We start from the raw sequence: 22,619 nt of genomic DNA on the forward strand, positions 1-22,619 counted from the left end.
GGCTCAGCCGACCGCGAGCAGGATCGCCAGCAGTACGGCGCCCGCGGCGGCGGGCGCCATGATCTCGTACGCCCACTTCACGGTCACCTCGCCCTGGGAGGTGGCGGCCTTCTCCCTGGCCTCCCACAGCTGCGACAGGTCGTCCATGATCTGGTCGGTCTGGGCGCGGGTGGGCCCCGGAGGCACGATGGACAGCCCAGGCCGGCCCCCGCCCGCCTCGCGGGCCTCACGCATCTGGGCGCGGTTGGCACGCTTGCGGGCGCGCAGCGAGACCGGTACGGCCCAGAGCTGGTACTTGGCGCCGGACTCGACGACGACCTCGTTCGAGAAGCTGGACCGGAACCCGGCGACCTCGCCCCAGGGCACCACGACCACCCGGAAGGGATTGCGCACCCGCAGCCGGTGGTCGTTGGCGAACACGCCGGGGCGCAGGGTGAAGGCGATCACGAGCGGTACGGCGCAGAGCAGCGCGGCGAGCGCGAGCCACGGGGTCCGCCCGTGCCCGACGATCACGGCGTCGCCACCGAGCCAGCCCGCGAGCCCGAGCAGCAGCACGCCGGCCACGATCGAGGAGGGTGACCGGTAGGCCCGGTCGGGAGACTCGGGTTTGGCAGGCCCCTGCGCGGGCGACGGATGGTCCGGGGTGGTCATGCCCCGATTCTGCCCGACGCGGCGGGGGAGCCCGGCCGGTGGCCCCGAGCGGGTCCGAGAAGCCTTGTTTCGCCCCCGCCGCCACCCCTTGTCCTCAAACGCCGGACGGGCTGACAAACCAGCCCGTCCGGCGTTTGAGGACAAGGCCGTTCAGGCCGAAAGGGGGGTCTGGGGGCGCAGCCCCCAGGAACGGGATGGGAACGGGTAAGGGCGGCGGGGGCGAAAACAACCCCTGTACAGCCGCTACGCGCGTAGATATGCTCGGCTTGTGACCATGCCCACCACTGCATCAACCGCACTCCCGCTCAAAGACGTGACCGCGTCCAACAGCACGCTACGCCGCTACCTCCACGGACTCCCCGGCGTCGACGCGGTCGGCCTGGAGGCGCGCGCCGCCTCCCTCGGCACGCGTTCCATCAAGACGACCGCGAAGGCGTACGCCATCGACCTCGCCATCTCGATGGTCGACCTGACGACGCTGGAAGGCGCGGACACCGCCGGCAAGGTCCGGGCCCTCGGCGCCAAGGCGGTCCGCCCCGACCCGACCGACCGCACGGCCCCCGCCACCGCCGCGGTCTGCGTCTACCCCGACATGGTGGCCGTCGCGAAGGAGGCCGTCGCCGGGTCGACCGTCAAGGTCGCCTCCGTCGCCACCGCCTTCCCGGCCGGCCGCGCCGCACTCCCCGTCAAGCTGGCCGACGTACGCGACGCCGTCGCCGCCGGTGCCGACGAGATCGACATGGTCATCGACCGGGGCGCGTTCCTCGCGGGCAACTACCTGAAGGTGTACGAGGAGATCGTCGCCGTGAAGGAGGCCTGCGGGGCGTCCGCCCGGCTCAAGGTCATCTTCGAGACCGGCGAGCTGTCGACGTACGACAACATCCGGCGCGCGAGCTGGCTCGGCATGATCGCCGGGGCGGACTTCATCAAGACGTCCACCGGCAAGGTCGCCGTCAACGCGACGCCCGCGAACACCCTCCTCATGCTGGAGGCCGTCCGGGACTTCCGCGCGCAGACCGGTGTCCAGGTGGGCGTGAAGCCGGCCGGCGGGATCCGTACGACGAAGGACGCGGTGAAGTTCCTGGTCCTGGTCAACGAGACCGTGGGCGAGGACTGGCTCGACAACCACTGGTTCCGTTTCGGCGCGTCCTCGCTCCTCAACGACCTGCTGATGCAGCGCCAGAAGCTGACCACGGGCCGCTACTCCGGCCCCGACTACGTGACGGTGGACTGATCACCATGACCATCGAAAAGATCGAAAAGATCGAAAAGCGGTCATCCGCATTCGAGTACGCGCCCGCGCCCGAGTCCCGCTCCGTCGTCGACATCGCCCCCTCCTACGGCCTGTTCATCGACGGCGAGTTCACCGAGGCCGCCGACGGCAGGGTCTTCAAGACGGTCTCCCCGTCCACCGAAGAGGTCCTCTCCGAGGTCGCCCAGGCGGGCGAGGCGGACGTCGAGCGTGCCGTGAAGGCCGCCCGCAAGGCCTTCGAGAAGTGGTCGGCACTGCCGGGCGCCGAGCGCGCCAAGTACCTCTTCCGCATCGCCCGCATCATCCAGGAGCGCTCCCGCGAGCTCGCCGTCCTCGAAACCCTCGACAACGGCAAGCCCATCAAGGAGACCCGCGACGCGGACCTCCCCCTGGTGGCGGCCCACTTCTTCTACTACGCGGGCTGGGCCGACAAGCTCGGCCACGCGGGCTTCGGCGCGAACCCGAAGCCCCTGGGCGTCGCCGGCCAGGTCATCCCCTGGAACTTCCCCCTCCTGATGCTGGCGTGGAAGATCGCCCCGGCGCTCGCCACCGGCAACACGGTGGTCCTGAAGCCCGCCGAGACGACCCCCCTCTCCGCCCTCTTCTTCGCGGACATCTGCCGCCAGGCGGGCCTCCCGAAGGGCGTCGTCAACATCCTTCCCGGGTACGGCGACACGGGCGCCGCCCTCATCGCGCACCCGGACGTCAACAAGGTCGCCTTCACCGGCTCCACGGCCGTCGGCAAGGAGATCGCCCGCACCGTCGCGGGCACCCGCAAGAAGGTCACCCTCGAACTGGGCGGCAAGGGCGCCAACATCGTCTTCGACGACGCCCCCATCGACCAGGCGGTGGAAGGGATCGTCACGGGGATCTTCTTCAACCAGGGCCAGGTCTGCTGCGCGGGCTCCCGACTCCTCGTACAGGAGTCGATCCAGGAAGAGTTGCTCGACTCGCTCAAGCGCCGCCTGTCCACGCTCCGCGTCGGCGACCCGCTGGACAAGAACACGGACGTCGGCGCGATCAACTCCGCGGAGCAGCTCGCCCGGATCACCTCGCTCGTCGAGGCGGGCGAGGCGGAGGGCGCCGAGCGCTGGTCCCCGGCCTGCGAACTCCCGTCCTCCGGCTACTGGTTCGCCCCGACGCTCTTCACGAACGTCACCCAGGCGCACACCATCGCCCGCGACGAGATCTTCGGCCCGGTGCTCTCGGTCCTCACCTTCCGCACCCCGGACGAGGCCGTCGCCAAGGCCAACAACACCCAGTACGGCCTGTCGGCGGGCATCTGGACGGAGAAGGGTTCACGGATCCTCGCCGTCGCGAACAAGCTCCGCGCCGGTGTCGTCTGGTCCAACACGTTCAACAAGTTCGACCCCACCTCGCCGTTCGGCGGCTACAAGGAGTCGGGCTTCGGCCGCGAGGGCGGTCGCCACGGCCTGGAGGCGTACCTCGATGTCTGACCCCCGAGTGGACCCGCGCCACGACACACGGCCGGACCCGCGTCTGTCCGTCTTCAAGACCTACAAGCTGTACGTGGGCGGGAAGTTCCCGCGTTCCGAGAGCGGCCGGGTGTACGAGGTGAGCGACGCAAAGGGCAAGTGGCTGGCCAACGCCCCCCTCTCCTCCCGCAAGGACGCCCGTGACGCGGTCGTCGCCGCGCGCAAGGCGTTCGGCGGCTGGGCCGGGGCCACGGCGTACAACCGCGGCCAGATCCTCTACCGCGTCGCCGAGATGCTGGAGGGCCGCAAGGAGCAGTTCGTCCGCGAGGTGGCCGACGCGGAGGGCCTGTCGAAGCCGAAGGCGACCGCCCAGGTCGACGCGGCGATCGACCGCTGGGTCTGGTACGCGGGCTGGACCGACAAGATCGCCCAGGTGGTAGGAGGCGGGAACCCGGTCGCAGGGCCCTACTTCAACCTCTCCTCCCCCGAACCGACCGGCGTGGTCGTCGTCCTCGCCCCCCAGGAGTCCTCGTTCCTGGGCCTGGTGTCGGTGCTGGCCCCCGTGATCGCCACCGGCAACACGGCGATCGTGATCGCCAGCGAGAAGTCCCCGCTCCCGGCTCTCTCCCTCGGCGAGGTCCTGGCCACCTCGGACGTACCCGGCGGAGTCGTCAACATCCTCTCCGGCCGTACGTCGGAGATCACCCCGTCCCTCGCCGCACACCAGGACGTCAACGCGATCGACCTGGCGGGCGCGGACGAGGCACTGGCCAAGGAACTGGAGATCGCGGCAGCCGACAACCTGAAGCGCGTCCTCCGTCCACAGCCTGTGGACAACGCGGAATGGTTCGCCACCCCAGGCACGGAACGCATGACCGCCTTCCTGGAAACAAAGACGGTCTGGCACCCCACGGGCGCACTGGGCACATCGGGCTCCTCCTACTAGGCCGGCCGCAGGCCGCCTAGTAGGGGCGCGGGGAACTGCGCGACCAGCCACGACGCACGCGCACCCGGCAACGGTCAGCAGCTCCCCGCCCCTTCCCCGCACCTCAACCGCCCAAGACCCCCAAGGCCTCCCCCACCACCGGAATACGCCCGATCGACTGCGCCTGCGCAACAGGCGCGGTCAGGGCCTGGGAAGCCAGAGGCTGAAAGTCGGACAACTGCGTGGCAACCCCGTTGTCCAGCGGGTCAACCCCCGTACCCGCCAACGGATTCGGCTTGAGCCCCTGCACCGCGCCCGTGACATACCCGACCGAGCCGGTCAGCGCCGCCAACCCCGCCTGCGGGTCGATCTGCCCCAACGAGGTGCTGGGGTTGGCCCGCATGACATCCACCGCAGGTCCCCCCTCGGCCGCGGCGGCCGTCACCGCGCCCGCCCCGAGGGCAACGCCCGCGGTCGCGAGGGCGATCAGGGCACGCTGGGCGGTCTGGGCGGTCTGGTTCTGGGAGGACGCGTGTCGTGCCATGACTGGTTTCCACCTTCTGGTACGCCGGGTAATCAGGTCGACACGAAGGGTAGTTGACGTGTGACGCACCTTTCAAAGCCGACCCGCGGGGTCGGCAGGGGGGCGCCCGATGCCTCACACTGGTGTCTCGTGACCTCCCACCCGCCCATACCCACGCGAGTCGTGCTGCTCTGCGGCCCTTCCGGCTCCGGCAAGTCCCTCGTCGCCGCCCGCTCCGGCCTCCCGGTCCTGCGGCTCGACGACTTCTACAAAGAGGGCACCGACCCGACGCTGCCGCAGGTCCTGGGAAGCACCGACATCGACTGGGACCACCCCGAGTCGTGGGACGCGGACACGGCGGTCACCGCGATCACCGAGCTGTGCCGCACGGGTCGTACGAACGTTCCCGTGTACGACATCTCGCTGAGCGCCCGTACCGGCGAGGAGAGCGTCGACATCGGCCGGACGCCGCTGTTCATCGCGGAGGGCATCTTCGCCGCCGAGATCGTGGAGCGCTGCCAGGAGGAGGGTGTCCTCGCGGACGCGCTGTGCCTGAGCCGGGGCCCGGTCAAGACGTTCCGCCGGCGCTTCCTGCGGGATCTGCGCGAGGGCCGCAAGTCGGTGCCGTTCCTGCTGCGCCGCGGCTGGCGGCTGATGCGCGCGGAGCGTTCCATCGTGGCCCGCCAGACGGCCCTGGGCACACACGCGTGCGACCGCGACGAGGCGATGGGAAGGCTCGCGGACGCGGCGGCGGGCACCAGAACCTACGTACGCACCACATAGACAACCGGCACCCGGACACCCGGACACACCAAAGCGGGACTGGATGGACCCCCCGGCCCTCCAGCCCCGCTCCCTTTTTGGTGCTCCCCCGCGGCCCCCCGACCCCGGTGGTTCCCCCTGGTGGTGCTCCCCCGTGCTTCCCCCGTCTACTACTCCCCCGTCTTCACCGCTCCCCCGAACGGTGCCCCCCGGACCTTCAGGCGACAAGCTCCCCAAAGGACTCCTCCTCGTCACGGCCGAAGCTGAGGACCTCGTCCTCGCGCATCCGGCGGAGCGACCGCCAGATGCTGGACTTCACCGTGCCGACACTGATGTCGAGGATCTCCGCGATCTCCGGGTCGGTGCGGCCCTCGTAGTAACGAAGGACCAGCATCGTCCGCTGGAGTTCGGGCAGCCGGGCCAGCGCCTGCCACAGGACCGCGCGCAGTTCGGTGCCGCGCATCGCGTCCGTGTCGCCGGGCGTCTCCGGCAGTTCCTCGGTCGGGTACTCGTTCAGCTTGCGGCGGCGCCACGCGCTGATGTGCAGGTTGGTCATGGTGCGGCGCAGGTAGCCCCCGACCGCGGCCTTGTCGCTGATCCGGTCCCAGGCGCGGTACGTCGAGAACAGCGCGCTCTGGAGCAGGTCCTCGGCCTCGAAGCGGTCACCGGTGAGGTGGTAGGCGGTTGCGTACAGGGAGGCGCGGCGCTCCTGGACGTAGGCGGTGAACTCCGCCTCCGACAGCGAACGGCGCTCCCCCGTGGATTCCTCCCTGTACGCGGCCCCCGTACCCCCCGTGGTACCGCTGCCGCTTCCCCCCGTGTGTGCGTCAACCACCGACATGTACGTGGTGTGCTGACGCCCGGTGCCGCGAACGCACCCCCGCCCGTTCACGACACCGGACTTCTCAGTGACCCGGGTGACGTCGTGCAGACGCGTGATCACTGCGTTCGCGCTCGTGCTGTGCAGCGTGTTCATCTCGCGCCCCCCGTCGTGGACTTACCCGGACTCCGGCTTGGTTCGTGGTGCTTCCTTGCCTGTGCCGAGAAGCTTGCCCAAGCCACTTCATGACGGTGTCCGCCGACTGTCACAGGCGTGCAACAGGGCCTCTTCCGCAGGAACGGCTCAGCGCACGCACAGCGGGCCCACAGTGAGGGGCGATATGTACCCGGGGTGCCCCGAAATCACCCGACAATCGCCGGACAATGACCCGACAATCGCCTGGCAGTCGCAGCCCGGCCCGGCCATGGGCCAGAATGCATCCGTGCCTTCCCTGTTGCTGATCGAGGACGACGACGCCATCCGTACGGCACTGGAGCTGTCTTTGACGCGCCAGGGCCACCGGGTAGCCACCGCTGCCACCGGTGAGGACGGTCTGAAACTGCTGCGTGAGCAGCGGCCTGATCTGATCGTCCTGGATGTGATGCTGCCCGGAATCGATGGATTCGAGGTGTGCCGACGCATCCGGCGCACGGACCAGCTGCCGATCATCCTACTCACCGCGCGCAGCGACGACATCGACGTGGTGGTCGGGCTGGAGTCCGGCGCCGACGACTATGTCGTCAAACCCGTGCAGGGGCGGGTGCTCGACGCCCGTATCCGTGCGGTGCTGCGGCGCGGGGAGCGCGAGTCCAACGACTCGGCGTCCTTCGGTTCGCTGGTCATCGACCGCTCGGCGATGACGGTGACGAAGAACGGCGAGGATCTGCAGCTGACGCCCACCGAGCTGCGGCTGCTCCTGGAGCTGAGCCGACGGCCCGGTCAGGCGCTGTCCCGGCAGCAGTTGCTGCGGCTGGTCTGGGAGCACGACTACCTGGGCGACTCACGGCTGGTGGACGCGTGTGTGCAGCGGCTGCGCGCGAAGGTCGAGGACGTGCCGTCGTCGCCCACGCTGATCCGTACCGTCCGTGGCGTCGGCTACCGGCTGGACTCGCCTCAGTGACGAAACCGCAGGACAAGCTCCGTGGCTGGGCCGCGGCGCGCAGAGCGATACTTTCCGGCCTCCGCTTCACCAGCCTCCGGCTGCGCCTGGTGGTCGTCTTCGGCCTGGTGGCGCTGACGGCCGCCGTGTCGGCGTCCGGGATCGCGTACTGGCTGAACCGCGAGGCGGTGCTGACGCGTACGCAGGACGCGGTGCTGCGCGACTTCCAGCAGGAGATGCAGAACCGCGCGGGCGCGCTGCCGGCCCACCCCACGCAGGACGAACTCCAGCACACGGCGGGCCAGATGGCCGCCAGCAGCCAGCGGTTCAGTGTGCTGCTGGTCGCCGAGGACGGCAGCGGGCGCACGGTCGTCGGCAACTCCGGGGCACTGGACACCTTTTCGCTGACGGACGTGCCCAAGTCGCTGCGTACGGCGGTCGGCAAGGAGCAGTCGATCACGTCGAGCAACAAGTACCCGTACCACCTGTACTGGCAGCGGATCATCGACGGCGACAAGCCGTACCTGGTCGCGGGTACGAAGGTGATCGGCGGCGGTCCGGCCGGGTACATGCTGAAGTCGCTGGAGCCCGAGGAGAAGGACCTCAACTCGCTTGCCTGGTCGCTGGGTATCGCCACCGGCCTCGCGCTGATCGGCTCGGCGCTGCTCGCGCAGGCCGCCGCGACGACCGTACTGAAGCCGGTGCACCGCCTCGGCATCGCGGCCCGCCGACTCGGCGAGGGCAAACTGGACACACGCCTCCGAGTGTCGGGCACGGACGAACTGGCCGACCTGGCCCGGACGTTCAACCACACGGCGGAGGCGCTGGAGACGCGGGTGGCCGACATGAGCGCCCGGGACGAGGCCTCGCGGCGGTTCGTGGCGGACATGTCCCACGAGCTGCGTACGCCGCTCACCGCGATCACCGCCGTTACGGAGATCCTCGAAGAGGAACTGGACGCGGAGACCGGCAGCATCGACCCGATGATCGAACCGGCGGTGAAGCTGGTGGTCAGCGAGACACGGCGGCTCAACTCCCTGGTGGAGAACCTGATGGAGGTCACCCGTTTCGACGCGGGCACCGCCCGGCTGGTCCTGGACCACGTCGACATCGCCGACCAGATCACCGCCTGCATCGACGCCCGCGCCTGGCTGGACGCGGTCGACCTGGACGCCGAGCGCGGCATCATGTCCCGGCTCGACCCGCGCCGCCTGGACGTCATCCTGGCCAACCTCATCGGCAACGCCCTCAAGCACGGCGGTTCGCCGGTACGGGTGTCGGTGCGCGTGTCCGACAACGACGGCGCCGGCTCCGACCTGCTGATCGAGGTGCAGGACCACGGCCCGGGCATCCCCGAGGACGTCCTCCCGCACGTCTTCGACCGCTTCTACAAGGCGAGCGCCTCCCGCCCCCGCTCCGAGGGCAGCGGCCTGGGCCTGTCCATCGCCCTGGAGAACGCCCACATCCACGGCGGCGAGATCACCGCCGCCAACTCCCCGAAGGGCGGCGCGGTGTTCACCCTGCGCCTACCGAGGGACCCGTCAACCCTGACGGAGCCCTCACCCGACCCGAACGACGCGAACGGCAACGGGGAGGGCGCGTGACGAACGTACGAGGCGTGCGGGGTGGACAGGGCGTGCGGGGCGTGGAAGGCGCACAGGGCGTGGAGGAGGCGCTGGGCGTGGAGGAGGCGCTGGACGTGCGGTTCGCGCCGGGCGCGCGGAGCCTGGAGGGCGCGCAGGGTGCGCGGAGCGTGCTGGGCCAGCGGTTCGCGCGGAGCGTGCACGGCCTGCGGTCCGCGCTGAGCCTGCGGTCCGCGCTGGGCCGGCACGACCTGCGGGACGCGCGAGGCCTGCCGTCCGCGCGGGGCGTGCGCCGGGGGCTGGCCGTACCGTTGCTCGCCGCGCTGCTCACCGGCTGCGGGATCCGCGCCACCGAGGTTCCGACGGACTTCGGTCCGGCGCCCTCCCGGGTCCCGTGCTCCCTCACCGACGTCGCCGCGCCCTCCGCGTCGGACGCCGCCGCACAGTCGGCCAGGGGCGTCCCCGTCCAGGTGTTCCTCCTGTGCGCCTCCCAGCTGGTCACCGTCGACCGCTCGGTGCGCGTCCCGGACGGTACGGGGGAGGCCGAGCGGCGCGTCCTGGTGGCCCAGGGCCTCCTGGACGAGCTGGCGGAGACCCCGTCCGCCGACGAGACCGAGGCGGGCTACACGACGGACGTACGCGACGGCATGAGCGTGACCGGCCCCGGCCCACAGGACCCCGAGGACACCCTCCGCCTGAGCACGTCCCCGGACGACCTGGCCTCCTACGCCCTAGCCCAGATCGTCTGCACCTTCTCCGACTCGGCAGCAGCCGAGGGAGACGGCTCGGTAGTTCTGGGGGGCCCGAACACGGCCCCCCTACGCCGCTACACCTGCACACCGGAGGTCCGCTCCCGCCCGGGCGCCCAGGTACCCCCGTCGTCGGGGGTAGACGGCAGCTGACCGGTCCTGGCGAAGGAGGGGAGGCGCGCAGCGCCCCCCGACAGGGGCGCGGGGAACTGCGCGACAAGCCCCCACCGGCCCGCAGCCAACGAATGACCCACGACCCACCCCCGTGTGGCACATGACTCACCCCCTCCCCCAGCGCACCCCGGAACCGATCGTGCCGACCCCCGCGTCTTGGGGGACGTGCAGCGTCAACGCTCGGGCGGCCAAAGCGCCGCGATCCGCATCCGCGTGGCGGGAGGTGTCCTCCTCGTCGCCCATCTCGCGCTCGTCGCCTGGCTCACGCTGCGCCCCCTCGACGTCCCGTGGCAGCTGCCCGCCAATCTGCGCCCCTTCGCGGGCATACGGGCCGACCTGGCCCTCGGCTGGCAGGAGGCGGCCCGGCGCATCGCGGAGGGGCTCGCACTGCTGGCCCCACTGGGTGTGCTGCTCCCGATGGCGGGCGGACGGCTCGACGCGTCCCCGCTCGGCTCCCTCTTCCGTACGGTCATGGCGGGCGCCATGCTGTCGCTCGGCATCGAGCTGCTGCAGACCGGCGTACCCGGTCAGGTCGTGGACGTCGACTCGCTGCTCCTGAACACGGTGGGCGTGGGCCTCGCCCATGTCGCCGTGGTGCCCGCCGTACGGTCCTGGCTGCGCCGCAGGAACGACCGCAGGCGCCGGGCGACCATCCGTACGGAGGAAGCGACTCAGGGTCGCACCCCGACGATTCCCAGGGTCGGGATCGCCCCGTAGAGCGACGCTTCGTCCCCTGTGCGTCCGTAACGTTGAGTACAGATGAGGCACCCGGACAGCCGGGCAGCCCCTGTCACTCACCGAACTCGAACTCGAACTCGGACTCGACCTCGCATAGGAGACGTTATGGCCCGCCTTGCCCGCCCCACCAACGGCCGCATGATCGGCGGAGTGTGTGCCGCGCTGGCACGGCGCTACGGGATGTCCGCGACGACGATGCGCGTGATCTTCGTACTCTCGTGTCTGCTGCCCGGCCCGCAGTTCCTGCTCTACATAGGCATGTGGATCCTGCTCCCCTCCGAGAAGTACCAGGACAAGGCCCGAGCCGCCTGGTAGTCGACCCGCACACACGCCGATGGGGCGCACCCCCGGGCTACGGAGGTGCGCCCCATCGGCGCGTTCACAGGGTGGGTCAGCCCAGCGGAATGCCGTTCACCGGTAGGCCGTGCGTGGGCAGCCCCTGCAGCGGGAGGCCGCCGAGCAGACCGGCGACCGGCGCGGTCGGGCCCTCGGACACCAGCTTCGCGACCACCGGCTGCGCGGCCTCGACGCCCGCGCCGAGCGCGGTCTGCCCCTGCGCGACGGCCTCGGCGGCACCCGGCAGTGCCTGCGACGCGCTCTCCACGGGCAGCGTCTGGGTCACGGTGCCCAGCGCGGCGGAGTCCGGGAGGGCGGGGATGGCCGGGGCGGCGTTGGCGGCACCCGCACCCGCCGCGGCGAAGGCGGCACCGAGAGCGGCGACACCGAGGGTCTTGGCAGCAGACTGCTTCATAGTGAATGCGTCCTTGAATGCGATGACGGGGATGTGAGCGGTCCAAGACCGTAAACATGCCGGGCCGCCCGCCGCAAACAGCGAAAAGCGGCCGAGTCGTACGGACCGACCGCTTTCCACCCGCCCTCGATCAGCCCTACTCCCCGACAGAACCGCTGGTGGAGGCGGTCTGCCGGAACAACCATTCGGATTTCAGCTCGGCGTATCCGGGCTTGACGACGTCATTGATCATCGCCAGTCGTTCATCGAAAGGAATGAATGCTGACTTCATAGCATTGACCGAGAACCATTGCAGGTCGTCGAGCGTATAACCGAACGCCTCGACAAGGTGCTCGAATTCACGACTCATTCCAGTACCCGACATAAGCCGATTATCGGTATTGACGGTCGCACGGAAATGCAGCCGTCGCAGCAGCCCGATGGGGTGCTCGGCATAGGAGGCGGCGGCGCCGGTCTGGAGGTTGGAGGAGGGGCACAGCTCCAGCGGAATGCGCTTGTCACGCACGTAGGAGGCCAGGCGGCCGAGTTTCACCGTGCCGTCGTCCTGGACCTGGATGTCGTCGATGATGCGCACCCCGTGGCCGAGCCGGTCGGCGCCGCACCACTGGAGGGCCTGCCAGATGGAGGGGAGCCCGAAGGCTTCGCCGGCGTGGATGGTGAAGTGGTTGTTCTCGCGCTTGAGGTACTCGAAGGCGTCGAGGTGCCGGGTGGGCGGGAAGCCGGCCTCGGCACCGGCGATGTCGAAGCCGACGACGCCCAGATCCCGGTACCTGTTCGCCAGTTCGGCGATCTCCAGGGCGCGGGCGGCATGCCTCATGGCGGTGAGCAGCGCCCCGACCCGAATCCGGTGACCGTTCTCCCGGGCCCGCCGCTCGCCTTCCCGGAAGCCCTCGTTGACGGCCTCGACGACCTCTTCGAGGGTGAGCCCGCCTTCGAGGTGCTGCTCGGGCGCGTACCGCACCTCGGCGTAGACGACACCGTCCTCGGCGAGATCCTCGGCGCACTCGGCGGCGACCCGGACGAGGGCGTCGCGGGTCTGCATGACGGCGCAGGTGTGGGCGAAGGTCTCCAGGTACCGCTCCAGGGAACCGGAGTCGGCGGCATCACGGAACCAGCCGCCGAGCTTGTCGGGGTCGGTTTCCGGGAGTTGGGAGTAACCCGTCTCCCGGGCCAGGTCGACGATGGTGCCGGGGCGCAGGCCTCCGTCGAGGTGGTCGTGGAGGAGGACCTTGGGGGCGCGGCGGATCTGGTCGGGGGTGGGGCGGGGCCCGGGACCAGGGTTCGCGCCGGCGCTGGCGCCGGCACTCTGGGTCGTCCGCTGACTGGTCTGACTCGTCGTCCGATCACTCTCGCTCGTCATTTCCGCACTCTAACTCCTACGCGCGTAGATCATCTGTCCTGTTTGCCGTTTCTTCGCCTGTACGTTTCCGTCGATACGCAATGGTGACCGTGCCGACCGGTCTCGTACTCCGTTGCTTCTGACACTGTTCTGTCATGGCACACCAAGTGACGCCGGTGCGACAGGCCCGGCTGGGGAGGGCACTGGGACCGGAGCCGGCCTCGGTCAGCGGCGTCGTCCTGCTGCTTCCCGCCGGTGACGAGGTATCGAGCCGCAGGCCGTCGCCCGTCCTGGCGACCGCCTCCGTAAGGGCGTTGGGCCGCCGGCTCGCCCGCGCGGGCCGTACGGACGGACTGGCCGTGCACGTCGTCCACTACCGCTACCGCGGCTGGAACGGCAGCGAGGCGCAGCTCGCGCACGACGCGCGCTGGGCCGCCGACGAGATCGTCCGACGGTACGGCGATGTCTCCGTGTGCCTCGCCGGAGTCGACATGGGCGGCCGGGCGGCGCTGCGCGCGGCGGATCACGAGGCCGTCAACTCCGTACTGGCGCTGGCGCCTTGGCTGCCCGAGGACGACATGGCGGCGCCGCCGGAACCGGTACGGCAGCTGAGCGGGCGGCGGGTCCTGATCGTGCACGGCACGAACGACGAACGGACCGATCCCGAACTGTCGTTCCGGTTCGCGGCGCGGGCGAAGAAGGCGAACCGGGACATCTGTCGGTTCGAAGTGCATGCGGACGGGCACGGGTTGCATCAGTACCGGCAGGAAGTGCATGCGTTGGCCGAGGACTTCGTGATGGGGGTTTTGTTCGGGCGGGGGTTTTCTCGGCCGGTCGAGGATGCGCTGGTGGCTCCGCCGCCGTTGGGGTTGAGGATGCCGTTGGCTGCGGGGTTCGGGCAGTCTTTCCGGCGCTAGGTTCGGGGTGGTTGGGGTTGTGTTCCGGGTGCGGGTGAGTGGGGGCTGGTCGCGCAGTTCCCCGCGCCCCTAAAAGCAGACCCGTCACCCTTGCGCAGGTAGCGAGTTGCCCCTTCTCAGGGCAGCAGGTTGCCCCTTCTTGCCAAGAGGAACTTCTTGAAGGCGGCCACCGGTGGGGTGTCGGGGTGACCGTCGAGCCAAGCCACTCCAATTTCCCTCGCCGCTCGTGGGGATGTGACCGTCAGCTCTGCAACTCCCGGGCGGGGGACGGCCGGTGGAGGCAGGAGAGCCACCCCCAGCCCAGCCGCCACCAACCCCCTCAACGTCTCGGCCTCCTCACCCTCGAAGGCGATGCGAGGGCGGAAGCCGGCCTCCTTGCACAGGTCGTCGGTGATGCGGCGGAGGCCGTAGCCGGGTTCGAGGGTGACGAAGGTTTCGTCGGCCGCTTCCGCCAGGCGGACTCGTCGACGGGTGGCGAGGCGGTGGTCGGCGGGGACGACCAGCCGGAGTTTCTGTTCGTCCAGGCGCCGGGCGACCAGGTCGGGGGCGTCCGGGACGGGGGAGGTGAGACAGAGGTCGAGTTCCCCGGAGCGCAGCCGCTCGATCATCGCCTCGCCGTAGTTCTGTACGAGGGTGAAGCGGACGCGGGGATGGTCGGCGCGGAAGGCGTGCAGCAGGCCCGGGACGGTCTCGGCGCCCATGGTGTGCAGGAAGCCGAAGGCGACCTTGCCGGTGGCGGGGTCGGCGTCGGCGCGTACTTCGTCGGCGGCCCGTTCGATCTCGGCGAGGGCCCGCTCGACGGAGCCGAGGAACGTACGCCCGGCGGGGGTGAGGGAGACGGTCCGCCCCCGACGGGCGAACAGATCGACGCCCAGATCCTGCTCCAGGCGGACCATCGCCCGGGAGAGCGTCGACTGCGGTACCTGCATCTCCTGGGCGGCGCGCGTGACGTGCTCCGTGCGGGCGACTCCGGCGAAGTAGGAGAGCCGTGGGGCGAGGAGGGTGACGATGTCTTCTGTGTCACTGGACGGTGACAGGCGAGCTGCTGACCTCTGCTGATGCACCATGGGAACGATTATGGGGTTTCCGTGCATTGGACGGATGAACGGGGGCGTACGTAACTTCGAGACATGCCTGCTGCCAGTACCGAGGCGTCCACGCTTGTGGGCGCCGCCTCTCCTTCACGCCCCGTCCCCGACTCCCGTATGGCCCCGGGTGGGCCCGGCTACCGCCGGATGAGCTTCGCGCTCTTCCTCGCGGGCGTCGCGACCTTCGCCCTCCTCTACTCCACGCAGGCACTGCTGCCGCTGATCTCCGGCGAGTTCGGGGTGGCGGCGAGCGACGCGAGCTGGACGGTGTCGGCGGCGACCGGCGCGCTGGCCCTGTTCGTCCTCCCGATGAGCGCGCTGTCGGAACGGTTCGGTCGGCGTACGTTGATGACGGCGTCGCTGGCTGTCGCGGTGACGGTCGGGCTGCTGGTCCCCTTCGCCCCGTCGCTGGGCGCGCTGATCGCGCTGCGGGCGGTACAGGGCGCTGCGCTGGCGGGGTTGCCGGCGTCGGCGACCGCGTATCTGGCCGAGGAGGTCAGGCCCAAGGCACTGATCACGGCGATCGGTCTGTTCGTAGCCGGGAACAGCGTGGGCGGGATGAGCGGCCGGGTCATCACGGGCTGGGTCGCGCAGGAGTGGGGCTGGCGGGCGGCGGTGGCCGTGATCGGTGTGGTGGCCGTTGGCTGCGCGGTGGCGTTCCGGTTGCTGCTGCCGGCGCCGCGGCACTTCCGTACGGGTTCGCTGCGCCCGAGGGTCCTGGCGCGCACGGTCCGTACGCACCTGTCGAACCCGTTGCTGCGACGGCTGTACGCGATCGGCGCGCTGTTCATGACGGTGTTCGGCGGGGTCTACACGGTGATCGGCTACCGCCTGACGGAGGCCCCGTTCAGCCTGCCGCAGGGTGTGGTCGGCTCGATCTTCCTCGTGTACCTGGTGGGTACGGTGTCGGCGTCGACGGCGGGGAAGCTGGTGGCGCGCCTGGGCCGGCGGGGTGCCCTGTACCTGGCGGGCGGCACGACGACATCGGGCTTGCTGTTGTCCTTGTCGGACACCTTGGCGCTGGTTCTGCTGGGCCTGGTGCTGATCACGGCGGGGTTCTTCGCAGGGCACGCGGTGGCGTCGTCGGCGGTGAGCCACACGGCGAAGGAGGGGCGGGCGCAGGCGTCGGCGCTGTATCAGTCGGTGTACTACCTGGGCTCCAGCGTCGGCAGTGCGGTGGGCGCGGTGGCGTTCCACGCGGGGGGCTGGTCGGGGACCGTGGGGATGGGACTGCTGGCGGTGCTGGGGGTTGTGGGGATCACGGTGCTGGGGTCTCGGGCGGCGCGGGGTGTGCGGGTGGCTGCGGCTTGACCTCGGCGTCCAGCCGTGGACCGGAAGTACGCGGTTGGACCGGATATACGCGATTGCCCGCCGTGCTTGGTACGACGGGCAACCGGACGTCCGCGAGGCTCAGATGTGGAAGCCTGTGACCTTCTGCGGGGTCACCCGGGCAATCAGCCGGAGCACCTCCTCCGGCTCAGGCGGCGGGTCCTCGCCGAGGTACTTCTGCGAGAGCTCGTGCGGCAGCGCTTTCTCCGGGTCCTCGATCAGTTCGGCAGTGCCGCGGATGTCCACGGTCCGGTACGGGTTCGCGGTGTCGAAGACCGTGAGGCTGACCCGCGGATCCCGGGCGAGGTTCCGCCCCTTCTGGCGCCCGGCCGTTGTGGAGAACAGCACCGTGTCCCCCTCCCTGGCGATCCAGACCAGCGATGTATGCGGCCCACCGTCCCGGTTCAGCGTCGCGACGGTGGCGAAGTTCCTCCCGTCCAGCAGCTTGCGTATCTGCTCGTTGAACAGCTCTGACACAACCTCGCCCCTTCTGTCCGGCATCCTGGGGATCACTACTTGAGCAGAACAGATACGAAGGCCGGGTCCTTCCCGCCGCTGGTCGACAGGACCGGCGCCCCGGAGCAGGGCACCGACCCGCACAGGTCCGCAGCGATGACTACGACGGCCCACGCCGCCATGAGGGCCTGCTGTGAAGCTGACCGACGCCAGCCGCTTCCTGCGGGCCCTGTGAGACATCACGGAGTCTCCCCCTGCCCATCGGTTCGGGCACCCGAGGCAGAGCAGCCACGAACCCTCCGACGGGGTCTGGTGAGTGTGGACAGCCAAGGCATCCGACTCGTACGACCACCCCTCGGGAGTGTCGGCCGCAGCGCGTACCGCTTCGGGGTCCGTGACGGCCACCGGCAGACAGTCACGGAGACTCATGAGCATGCTGGGTACGTCCCGCCCGGTGAGCGTGCCCTGTTCCCGGGCGCGTCCGTCCCGGGTGGTCTCCCAGCACTCGCGGTACCAAGTCGCCTTGGTGTCCGGGGAGTTCATCCGCTCGCTCCCTTCACCAGAGCCGGAGTCATCCGGTGGCAGCAGCACGTGCACACGAGGTACCGCAGTCCGGGAACACCGCTCTCGCGGGGCTCCGCGTCCCGGCACCGGTCATGGGTGCCGATGGTGCAGCGCCCAGACACGTACGGGGATTCCGGCATCCAACTCTCCTTGTCCATTGGGGAGTTCACCGCTCGTCCGCCCCCTTGCCGGTGTTGGTCATGGGGTAGAGCGGGATCACGCCCCACGTTCCGCCGCGCCGGTCCTCGTGGTCCCCCTTGTGCCCCGTGGAGAGGACGCACGCGCCTGTCTCGCTGAGGATCGGGGCGCCGTAGAACAGGGAGGCTCGCACCCTCCCGCACCGGTCCGTGTTCGCCGGTGTCGTCATCGCGACCCCCCGGTGTACGCACGGCGGTAAGCCGCCCACAGTTCGCGCCCGCTGTCGCAGCCGTCCAGCGCCTTACGTACGTCCTTGCAGCCGTCGGAGCATCTGCGGGTGTGCTCGTGCCACAGCCGGTAGGCGCGCAGCATGGCGTCTTCGGCCGGCCTCACGGTCGCTCTGACCCGCGCGCCGGTCATCGGACCCTCACCCCGTCCAGCACGGCGTGAATGTCGCGGGTGTCCAGGTCGAGGCCGAAGTCAGCGGCCAGCATCATCGTCGTGCGCCTGCCCCATCGGGTGACCCGCTCCCGCGCCGTCCAGTACGGCTGCACACGCGCCGTACGCGGACTCACGGTCGCCCCGGACATCATGTCGGCGATGGCAGGGAGGTAGGGCCGTGACAGACGGGACGCGGAACCGTCCAGGGATGCGCGGTCGGTGCTGTACGGCGACCGGCGCTGAGCAGGCACCCGCGTTACCAGATGCGCACGATCGTTTGCGTTCTTACTGGTCACGACAGTTCGAATTGCCGTCGACGCCTTCCGGCGGGTACCGGTCGGCGGGAACAGGCGAGTGAGCCCCCAGACAGCCAGGGGCACCCAAAGCCAGTGCAGCGCAGCCGCGCTACGCTCGGCCATGTTCATCAACTCCCGTTCAGTTGGTGGACCACGCCCCCGGCCGGTCGCACGGCGCGGGGGTCTCTCCATCAGCTGACCAGCATTGATGCTCAGCAAGGCCACACGGGAGTTGACCAGCGTTGACTACGATGAGAGTCAACAGTCAACGGGAGCGGTTTTATGATCGACTTCGGTACTGAAGTGCGGGCGGCACTCAAGGCTCAGGGCAAGAGCCTGAGGGGTGCAGCCAGAGAGTTGCATTATGACGTCGCATACCTGAGCCGAGTCATCAACGGAAAGCAGCCTCCCTCTTCGGAAATAATCCGAGCCGTCAACGAATACCTCGGCCTGTCACTCACGGTGGAAGATGCCGGCGGCCCCCAAGATGACGAGATGGACGCTTGGGAGCTTGCTCGTCGAGTGCAGGCAAGTGATGTCGGGAACGCCACCCTTGAACGCCTTGAACTCACCTTTGACAGCTTGGCCATGGCTTACCCGAAGTCGAATCCTGCGGACTTGTTGCGCCAAGTGCGCAAGCATTCGGGTTACGTCGTAAAGCTCCTGGACGGTCGGAAGACTCTCTCTGAACACCGCCGCTTGTTGATTCTCGGCGGATGGCTTTCCCTGCTCGGAGCGACAGTCCATATCGACTTGATGCAGGACGATGCGGCTACGGCCCGGCTGGAGACAGCCGCAACCCTGGCGAGGGAAGCCGGATTCCCGGATATCGAAGCCTGGTGTTATGAAACTGAAGCTTGGCGGGTCCTCACTGACGGGGAGTATGTTCAGGCGGTGGACCTTTCCAGGGCGGCTCAGGAAATAGCCCCCTCTGGTACTTCAGCGTTGATTCAGGCAACGGCTCAAGAGGGCCGCGCACACGCACGATTGGGAAACGCGGCCGAGACATACGCCGCTATTGAACGAGTGCAGGAAATGTCAGCTTCACTCGGCACACCTGACACCCCGGAGCATCACTACCGGTACGACCCCGGTAAATCACTCTCCTATGTGGCAACGACTCTTGCTTGGCTGGGGGACTCGGCCGCTGAGCCCTACGCGCGGGAAATCATCAAGCAACTCAGTCCCAGCGATGATGTCACTATGTGGCCCAGGCGAGTGGCGTCTGCCAACATCGATCTGGCGCTGGTCCTGTTGAAGGGAAACCGGCTGGACGAAGCATGTGGCTCGGCGCAAAGTGCCATACTGTCGGGCCGTGTAGTCCCCTCAAATCATTGGCGTGCCCTGGAAGTCGTCAAAGCCGTTGAGGCTCGACAACTGCCAGAGAGCGCGGATTTGAGGGAGGCATACCAAGGACTCAAAGCTATCGAGCGATAGCGAGCCGTCCGCCACCGGCGGCCTGCGGGGGCGAAGAAACCCTCCCCGACCTGCACCTTCCCCCACTCCACGCGCCGTTGTCAGTGGCCTGCGCTAGCTTCGTCGTGTTGGGTCGCGATGGGGCGACGGAGACAGCCAAGGGGTGGGTTGGCGATGAGTGACGGCACTGCTACTGCTACTACAGACCTCGATCTGCAACTCGAACGGCACCGCGTCGAGCTGACCGGCTACTGCTACCGCATGCTCGGCTCCTCCTTCGAGGCCGAGGACGCCGTGCAGGACACGATGGTCCGTGCCTGGCGGAGCTACGAGAAGTTCGAGGGGCGGTCCAGTCTGCGTTCCTGGCTGTATCGCATCGCCACCAACGTCTGCCTGGACATGCTCACCGCCGGCAACAAGCGCGCCCGTCCCATGGACCTCACCGACTCCACCCCCCTCGCCCGCGCCGCCCTCTCCCCCCGCCCGGACAACACCTGGCTGGAGCCGATGCCGGACGCCCGCGTGCTGCCCACCGTCGAGGACCCGGCGGAGGCAGCCGTGGCCAAGGAGTCCGTCCGGCTCGCCTTCATGGCCGCCCTGCAGCAACTCCCCGCGAAACAACGGGCCGTGCTGATCCTCCGGGAAGTGCTGGCCTGGAAGGCGAGCGAGGTCGCCGAGCTGCTCGACACCTCCGTCGCGTCCGTCAACAGTGCCCTCCAGCGGGCCCGGGCCACCCTCGCGGAACGCGATCACAGCGGCGCCGACGCGACCGTCTCCGACCCCCTCGACGAGGAGCAGCAGAAGCTCCTTGAGCGCTATGTCGCCGCGTTCGAGGGGTACGACATGACGGCCCTCACCGCGCTGCTGCACGAGGACGCCGTCATGACGATGCCGCCGTTCGACCTGTGGCTGACCGGGCCCGAGGACATCACGGGCTTCATGACGACGCTCGGCGCCGCCTGCGCGGGCTCGCACCTCGTGCCGGTCGCCGTCAACGGTCTGCCGGGCTTCGCCCAGTACAAGCCGGACGAGGAGACGGGCGGCTTCTCCCCCTGGGCGGTCCAGGTGCTGGAGATCTCAGACGGCCGGATCACCGGGTTCCACTGCTTCCTCGACACAAAGCGCTGGTTCCCGCTCTTCGGGCTCCCCCTCCACTTCCCCCTCGATGGCGAAGGAGAGGCCGACCAGGTTCAGGAGGGCGAGTAGGGCGGGGGTCGGGTCCCGGAGGCGGAATCCGCCTCCGGACCTGCGGGCCGTGAGCTGGAGGCGGGCCAGTAGTTCCACCGCGTCCAGGCCCGGCGGGCCCAGCCCCGCCACATCGCACACCACCACCCCGCTCCCGCCGGCGCCCAGCAGCGCCCGCACGTCCTCGCACAGCCCCGGCACCTCATCCCTGGTGACGGGGCCGGTCAGCACGAGTACAGCCGGTGTCATGGCATCCACGATCGGTAGACCGGGCAGCCACCCGTAACTCATCGCCCGCCCCCGCCTCCGCTCTCGCCCACCCGTTGAGATCGCTTTGACTCGCACCGCTCCCGCCCCGGAGAGTTGCGTGTATGCCCCACGAACCGGTCCCGCCCGCGATACCCCACGGCCTCCTTTCCTCCCCGCCCGCGAAGGAGGCTCCGTGCAGGGGGTGTTGACCGGGTTCGCGGTGATCGCCGTGGTCATCGGCGTCGGTTATGCGATCGGGCTGCGCGGTTATCTCGGGGACAACGGACGCGAGGTCCTGACCAAGCTCGCCTTCCACGTGGCCACCCCGGCCCTGCTGTTCACCATGCTCGCCCGGGCCGACCTGTCGGTGATCTTCTCCAGCCGGCTCCTGATCACCGCGCTGAGCACGGTCGCCGCGGCGAGTGTCTTCATCGCGGTGGGTGTCGTACGCCGCTGGGGCGCCGGACGTACCACGATCGGCGCCCTCTGCTCCAGCTACGTCAACTCGGGCAACCTGGGTATCCCGATCGCGGTGTACGTGCTGGGGGACGCCTCGCTCGTCGCGCCGGTGCTGCTGTTCCAGCTGATCGTGGTCACGCCGGTCGCGCTGACCGTCCTCGATCTGACGGGCATCGGTGAGAAGGGCCCGCTGTGGCGGCAGTTGATCACACCGATACGCAACCCCATCGCCGTCGCCACGCTCGCCGGGGTGCTGGTGGCGGCGACAGGGCTCACCGTCCCCGCGCCGGTCATGGACCCGCTGACCCTGATCGGCAACATGTCCGTCCCGGCGGTGCTGATGGCGTTCGGTATCTCGCTGTGCGGCAGCACCCTGCCGTTGCGCGGCTCGGAGCGGACTCCCGTACTGCTGTCGGTCGCCCTGAAGTCGGTGGGGCAGCCGGCGGTCGCCTGGGCGCTGGGCGCAGGGGTTTTCGGGCTGCACGGCGCGCCCCTGCTCGACGTGGTGGTGACCTCGGCGCTGCCCGCCGCCCAGAACCTCTTCACGTACGCGGGCCGCTACCGCGTCGGCGAGACCCTGGCCCGCGAGTCGATCCTGCTGTCGACGATCCTGGCCGTACCGGTGCTGGTGGTCGTGGCGGCGCTGCTGGGCTGACCTGCCTCAGTTGAGGGGAAACTCGCCGGTGTCGAGATCAAGGCCGAAAGGTTCCGGCAAGGTGAGCTTCTCGCCGTACTCCACCGATGCGAGGACGCGATACGTACCGTTCCGCGGTTCGCCGTAGAGCGTGGCCGTGGGCCGACCGCTGTGCCAGGGGTCGAGGAGGAGGTAGAGCGGCACCCCGGCCTGAGCGTAACCGTGGGTCTTCTTGATGCGGTCGTGATTGGCGTTGCTCTGGGACGTGATCTCGACGACCAGTTCGGCCTCGTCGGCGGGTACGCGTTTCCGGCGGCGCAGGGCAGCCCTCGGCACCACGCACAGGTCCGGCACGAACAGTCCGGCCGTCTCAGCGAGCGTCAGCCCGAGCGTCTGGTAGATGCCCCAGTCGCAGTCGGCGGGGATCGATCCGTACAGACGTTGCTGAAGGAGTTCGGCTGTGTCGTTGTGTTCCTCGGACGGCGGCGGCGGCACGGTGACGATCCCTTCGATGATCTCCACCTTGCTGCCCTCGGGAGCGTCGGTCTCCTCCCAGACACGGACGACCTCGTCCCAACCCGTACCCCGGGGGGACTCGGGCTTGGCACTGAGTGCGCTCATGGCGGTGTCTCCAATCGGTACGTC

25 protein-coding genes and 1 pseudogene are annotated in these 22,619 nt (G+C 69.3%); 14 read left to right on the plus strand and 12 right to left on the minus strand.

Going from position 1 to position 22,619, the window contains the following annotated elements; genetic code table 11:
* Positions 1-3: 3 nt before the first annotated feature.
* Positions 4-651, minus strand: a complete 648-nt coding sequence (locus tag LUX31_RS14970; protein WP_235475291.1) for a PH domain-containing protein — start codon at positions 649-651, stop codon at positions 4-6.
* A 274-nt stretch (positions 652-925) separates the two neighbouring features.
* Here LUX31_RS14970 and deoC point away from each other — a divergent pair, with 274 nt between their 5' ends.
* Genes deoC through LUX31_RS14985 form a run of 3 tightly spaced genes read left to right on the plus strand, consistent with a single transcriptional unit; the run spans position 926 to position 4,285 of the window.
* Complete coding sequence (gene deoC, locus LUX31_RS14975; protein ID WP_235479923.1) at positions 926-1,885, plus strand: deoxyribose-phosphate aldolase; 960 nt, start codon at positions 926-928, stop codon at positions 1,883-1,885.
* 5 nt (positions 1,886-1,890) lie between these two features.
* Entirely contained in the window at positions 1,891-3,360 is a 1,470-nt protein-coding gene (locus tag LUX31_RS14980) for an aldehyde dehydrogenase family protein (RefSeq protein ID WP_235475292.1), read from the plus strand.
* Positions 3,353-4,285 (plus strand): aldehyde dehydrogenase family protein, encoded by a 933-nt coding sequence (locus LUX31_RS14985; RefSeq protein WP_235475293.1) that lies wholly within the window; start codon positions 3,353-3,355, stop codon positions 4,283-4,285. The genes LUX31_RS14980 and LUX31_RS14985 overlap by 8 nt, the downstream gene beginning before the upstream one ends.
* A gap of 103 nt (positions 4,286-4,388) precedes the next feature.
* On the opposite strand, the gene LUX31_RS14990 is transcribed toward LUX31_RS14985, so the two are convergent.
* Positions 4,389-4,808, minus strand: a complete 420-nt coding sequence (locus LUX31_RS14990; protein ID WP_235475294.1) for a hypothetical protein — start codon at positions 4,806-4,808, stop codon at positions 4,389-4,391.
* A gap of 60 nt (positions 4,809-4,868) precedes the next feature.
* Here LUX31_RS14990 and LUX31_RS14995 point away from each other — a divergent pair, with 60 nt between their 5' ends.
* A complete protein-coding gene (locus LUX31_RS14995; RefSeq protein ID WP_235475295.1) occupies positions 4,869-5,570 on the plus strand; it encodes a uridine kinase family protein in 702 nt (233 codons plus the stop codon).
* A gap of 196 nt (positions 5,571-5,766) precedes the next feature.
* On the opposite strand, the gene LUX31_RS15000 is transcribed toward LUX31_RS14995, so the two are convergent.
* The gene (locus LUX31_RS15000; RefSeq protein WP_235475296.1) at positions 5,767-6,525 is read right to left on the minus strand and encodes a SigE family RNA polymerase sigma factor; all 759 of its coding nucleotides are present in this window, start codon (positions 6,523-6,525) and stop codon (positions 5,767-5,769) included.
* Between the two features lie 286 nt (positions 6,526-6,811).
* Here LUX31_RS15000 and afsQ1 point away from each other — a divergent pair, with 286 nt between their 5' ends.
* The 5 genes from afsQ1 to LUX31_RS15025 all read left to right on the plus strand — a co-directional run bounded on the left by afsQ1 (position 6,812) and on the right by LUX31_RS15025 (position 11,027).
* Complete coding sequence (gene afsQ1, locus LUX31_RS15005; RefSeq protein WP_198655456.1) at positions 6,812-7,489, plus strand: two-component system response regulator AfsQ1; 678 nt, start codon at positions 6,812-6,814, stop codon at positions 7,487-7,489.
* Positions 7,486-9,072, plus strand: coding sequence for a sensor histidine kinase (locus LUX31_RS15010; RefSeq protein WP_235475297.1), 1,587 nt, complete (start codon positions 7,486-7,488; stop codon positions 9,070-9,072). The genes afsQ1 and LUX31_RS15010 overlap by 4 nt, the downstream gene beginning before the upstream one ends.
* A gap of 248 nt (positions 9,073-9,320) precedes the next feature.
* Complete coding sequence (locus LUX31_RS15015; RefSeq protein WP_235479924.1) at positions 9,321-9,953, plus strand: hypothetical protein; 633 nt, start codon at positions 9,321-9,323, stop codon at positions 9,951-9,953.
* Between the two features lie 186 nt (positions 9,954-10,139).
* Positions 10,140-10,691: a VanZ family protein gene (locus tag LUX31_RS15020; protein ID WP_235475298.1), complete on the plus strand. Its 552-nt coding sequence runs from the start codon at positions 10,140-10,142 to the stop codon at positions 10,689-10,691.
* Between the two features lie 126 nt (positions 10,692-10,817).
* Complete coding sequence (locus LUX31_RS15025) at positions 10,818-11,027, plus strand: PspC domain-containing protein (protein WP_235475299.1); 210 nt, start codon at positions 10,818-10,820, stop codon at positions 11,025-11,027.
* A gap of 76 nt (positions 11,028-11,103) precedes the next feature.
* Here LUX31_RS15025 and LUX31_RS15030 read toward each other — a convergent pair whose 3' ends face one another.
* Together LUX31_RS15030 and LUX31_RS15035 are read right to left on the minus strand one after the other, a co-directional pair.
* Positions 11,104-11,463: an ATP-binding protein gene (locus LUX31_RS15030; RefSeq protein ID WP_235475300.1), complete on the minus strand. Its 360-nt coding sequence runs from the start codon at positions 11,461-11,463 to the stop codon at positions 11,104-11,106.
* A 136-nt stretch (positions 11,464-11,599) separates the two neighbouring features.
* Positions 11,600-12,823, minus strand: coding sequence for an adenosine deaminase (locus LUX31_RS15035; RefSeq protein WP_235475301.1), 1,224 nt, complete (start codon positions 12,821-12,823; stop codon positions 11,600-11,602).
* A 134-nt stretch (positions 12,824-12,957) separates the two neighbouring features.
* Between LUX31_RS15035 and LUX31_RS15040 the strand changes: the two genes are divergently transcribed.
* Complete coding sequence (locus LUX31_RS15040) at positions 12,958-13,719, plus strand: alpha/beta fold hydrolase (protein ID WP_235475302.1); 762 nt, start codon at positions 12,958-12,960, stop codon at positions 13,717-13,719.
* Between the two features lie 116 nt (positions 13,720-13,835).
* On the opposite strand, the gene LUX31_RS15045 is transcribed toward LUX31_RS15040, so the two are convergent.
* Positions 13,836-14,786, minus strand: a complete 951-nt coding sequence (locus LUX31_RS15045) for a LysR family transcriptional regulator (protein WP_235475303.1) — start codon at positions 14,784-14,786, stop codon at positions 13,836-13,838.
* A gap of 63 nt (positions 14,787-14,849) precedes the next feature.
* Here LUX31_RS15045 and LUX31_RS15050 point away from each other — a divergent pair, with 63 nt between their 5' ends.
* Positions 14,850-16,118, plus strand: coding sequence for an MFS transporter (locus tag LUX31_RS15050; RefSeq protein WP_235475304.1), 1,269 nt, complete (start codon positions 14,850-14,852; stop codon positions 16,116-16,118).
* 99 nt (positions 16,119-16,217) lie between these two features.
* Here the strand turns inward: LUX31_RS15050 and LUX31_RS15055 are convergent, their stop codons facing one another.
* The 4 genes from LUX31_RS15055 to LUX31_RS15070 all read right to left on the minus strand — a co-directional run bounded on the left by LUX31_RS15055 (position 16,218) and on the right by LUX31_RS15070 (position 17,986).
* Positions 16,218-16,613, minus strand: a complete 396-nt coding sequence (locus tag LUX31_RS15055; RefSeq protein WP_235475305.1) for a PPOX class F420-dependent oxidoreductase — start codon at positions 16,611-16,613, stop codon at positions 16,218-16,220.
* Positions 16,614-17,322: 709 nt separating this feature from the next.
* Positions 17,323-17,523 (minus strand): hypothetical protein, encoded by a 201-nt coding sequence (locus tag LUX31_RS15060; protein WP_235475306.1) that lies wholly within the window; start codon positions 17,521-17,523, stop codon positions 17,323-17,325.
* A complete protein-coding gene (locus LUX31_RS15065; RefSeq protein ID WP_235475307.1) occupies positions 17,520-17,714 on the minus strand; it encodes a hypothetical protein in 195 nt (64 codons plus the stop codon). Before LUX31_RS15065 ends, LUX31_RS15060 begins: the two co-directional genes overlap by 4 nt.
* Positions 17,711-17,986: a hypothetical protein gene (locus LUX31_RS15070; protein ID WP_235475308.1), complete on the minus strand. Its 276-nt coding sequence runs from the start codon at positions 17,984-17,986 to the stop codon at positions 17,711-17,713. The genes LUX31_RS15065 and LUX31_RS15070 overlap by 4 nt, the downstream gene beginning before the upstream one ends.
* 327 nt (positions 17,987-18,313) lie before the next feature.
* Here LUX31_RS15070 and LUX31_RS15075 point away from each other — a divergent pair, with 327 nt between their 5' ends.
* Together LUX31_RS15075 and LUX31_RS15080 are read left to right on the plus strand one after the other, a co-directional pair.
* A complete protein-coding gene (locus tag LUX31_RS15075; RefSeq protein WP_235475309.1) occupies positions 18,314-19,468 on the plus strand; it encodes a helix-turn-helix domain-containing protein in 1,155 nt (384 codons plus the stop codon).
* Positions 19,469-19,621: 153 nt separating this feature from the next.
* Entirely contained in the window at positions 19,622-20,653 is a 1,032-nt protein-coding gene (locus tag LUX31_RS15080) for a sigma-70 family RNA polymerase sigma factor (protein WP_235475310.1), read from the plus strand.
* Positions 20,654-20,683: 30 nt separating this feature from the next.
* Here LUX31_RS15080 and LUX31_RS37685 read toward each other — a convergent pair.
* Positions 20,684-21,118 (minus strand): annotated as a pseudogene (locus LUX31_RS37685) (hypothetical protein); the annotation flags it as partial.
* Here LUX31_RS37685 and LUX31_RS15090 point away from each other — a divergent pair.
* Positions 21,075-21,995 (plus strand): AEC family transporter, encoded by a 921-nt coding sequence (locus tag LUX31_RS15090; protein ID WP_235475311.1) that lies wholly within the window; start codon positions 21,075-21,077, stop codon positions 21,993-21,995. The pseudogene LUX31_RS37685 and the gene LUX31_RS15090 sit on opposite strands and share 44 nt — an antisense overlap.
* Before the next feature lie 6 nt (positions 21,996-22,001).
* Here the strand turns inward: LUX31_RS15090 and LUX31_RS15095 are convergent, their stop codons facing one another.
* Positions 22,002-22,595 (minus strand): Uma2 family endonuclease, encoded by a 594-nt coding sequence (locus tag LUX31_RS15095; protein WP_235475312.1) that lies wholly within the window; start codon positions 22,593-22,595, stop codon positions 22,002-22,004.
* Positions 22,596-22,619: the final 24 nt, after the last annotated feature.

The sequence above is a fragment of the Streptomyces sp. GQFP genome, from assembly GCF_021545335.1.
Classification (GTDB): domain Bacteria; phylum Actinomycetota; class Actinomycetes; order Streptomycetales; family Streptomycetaceae; genus Streptomyces.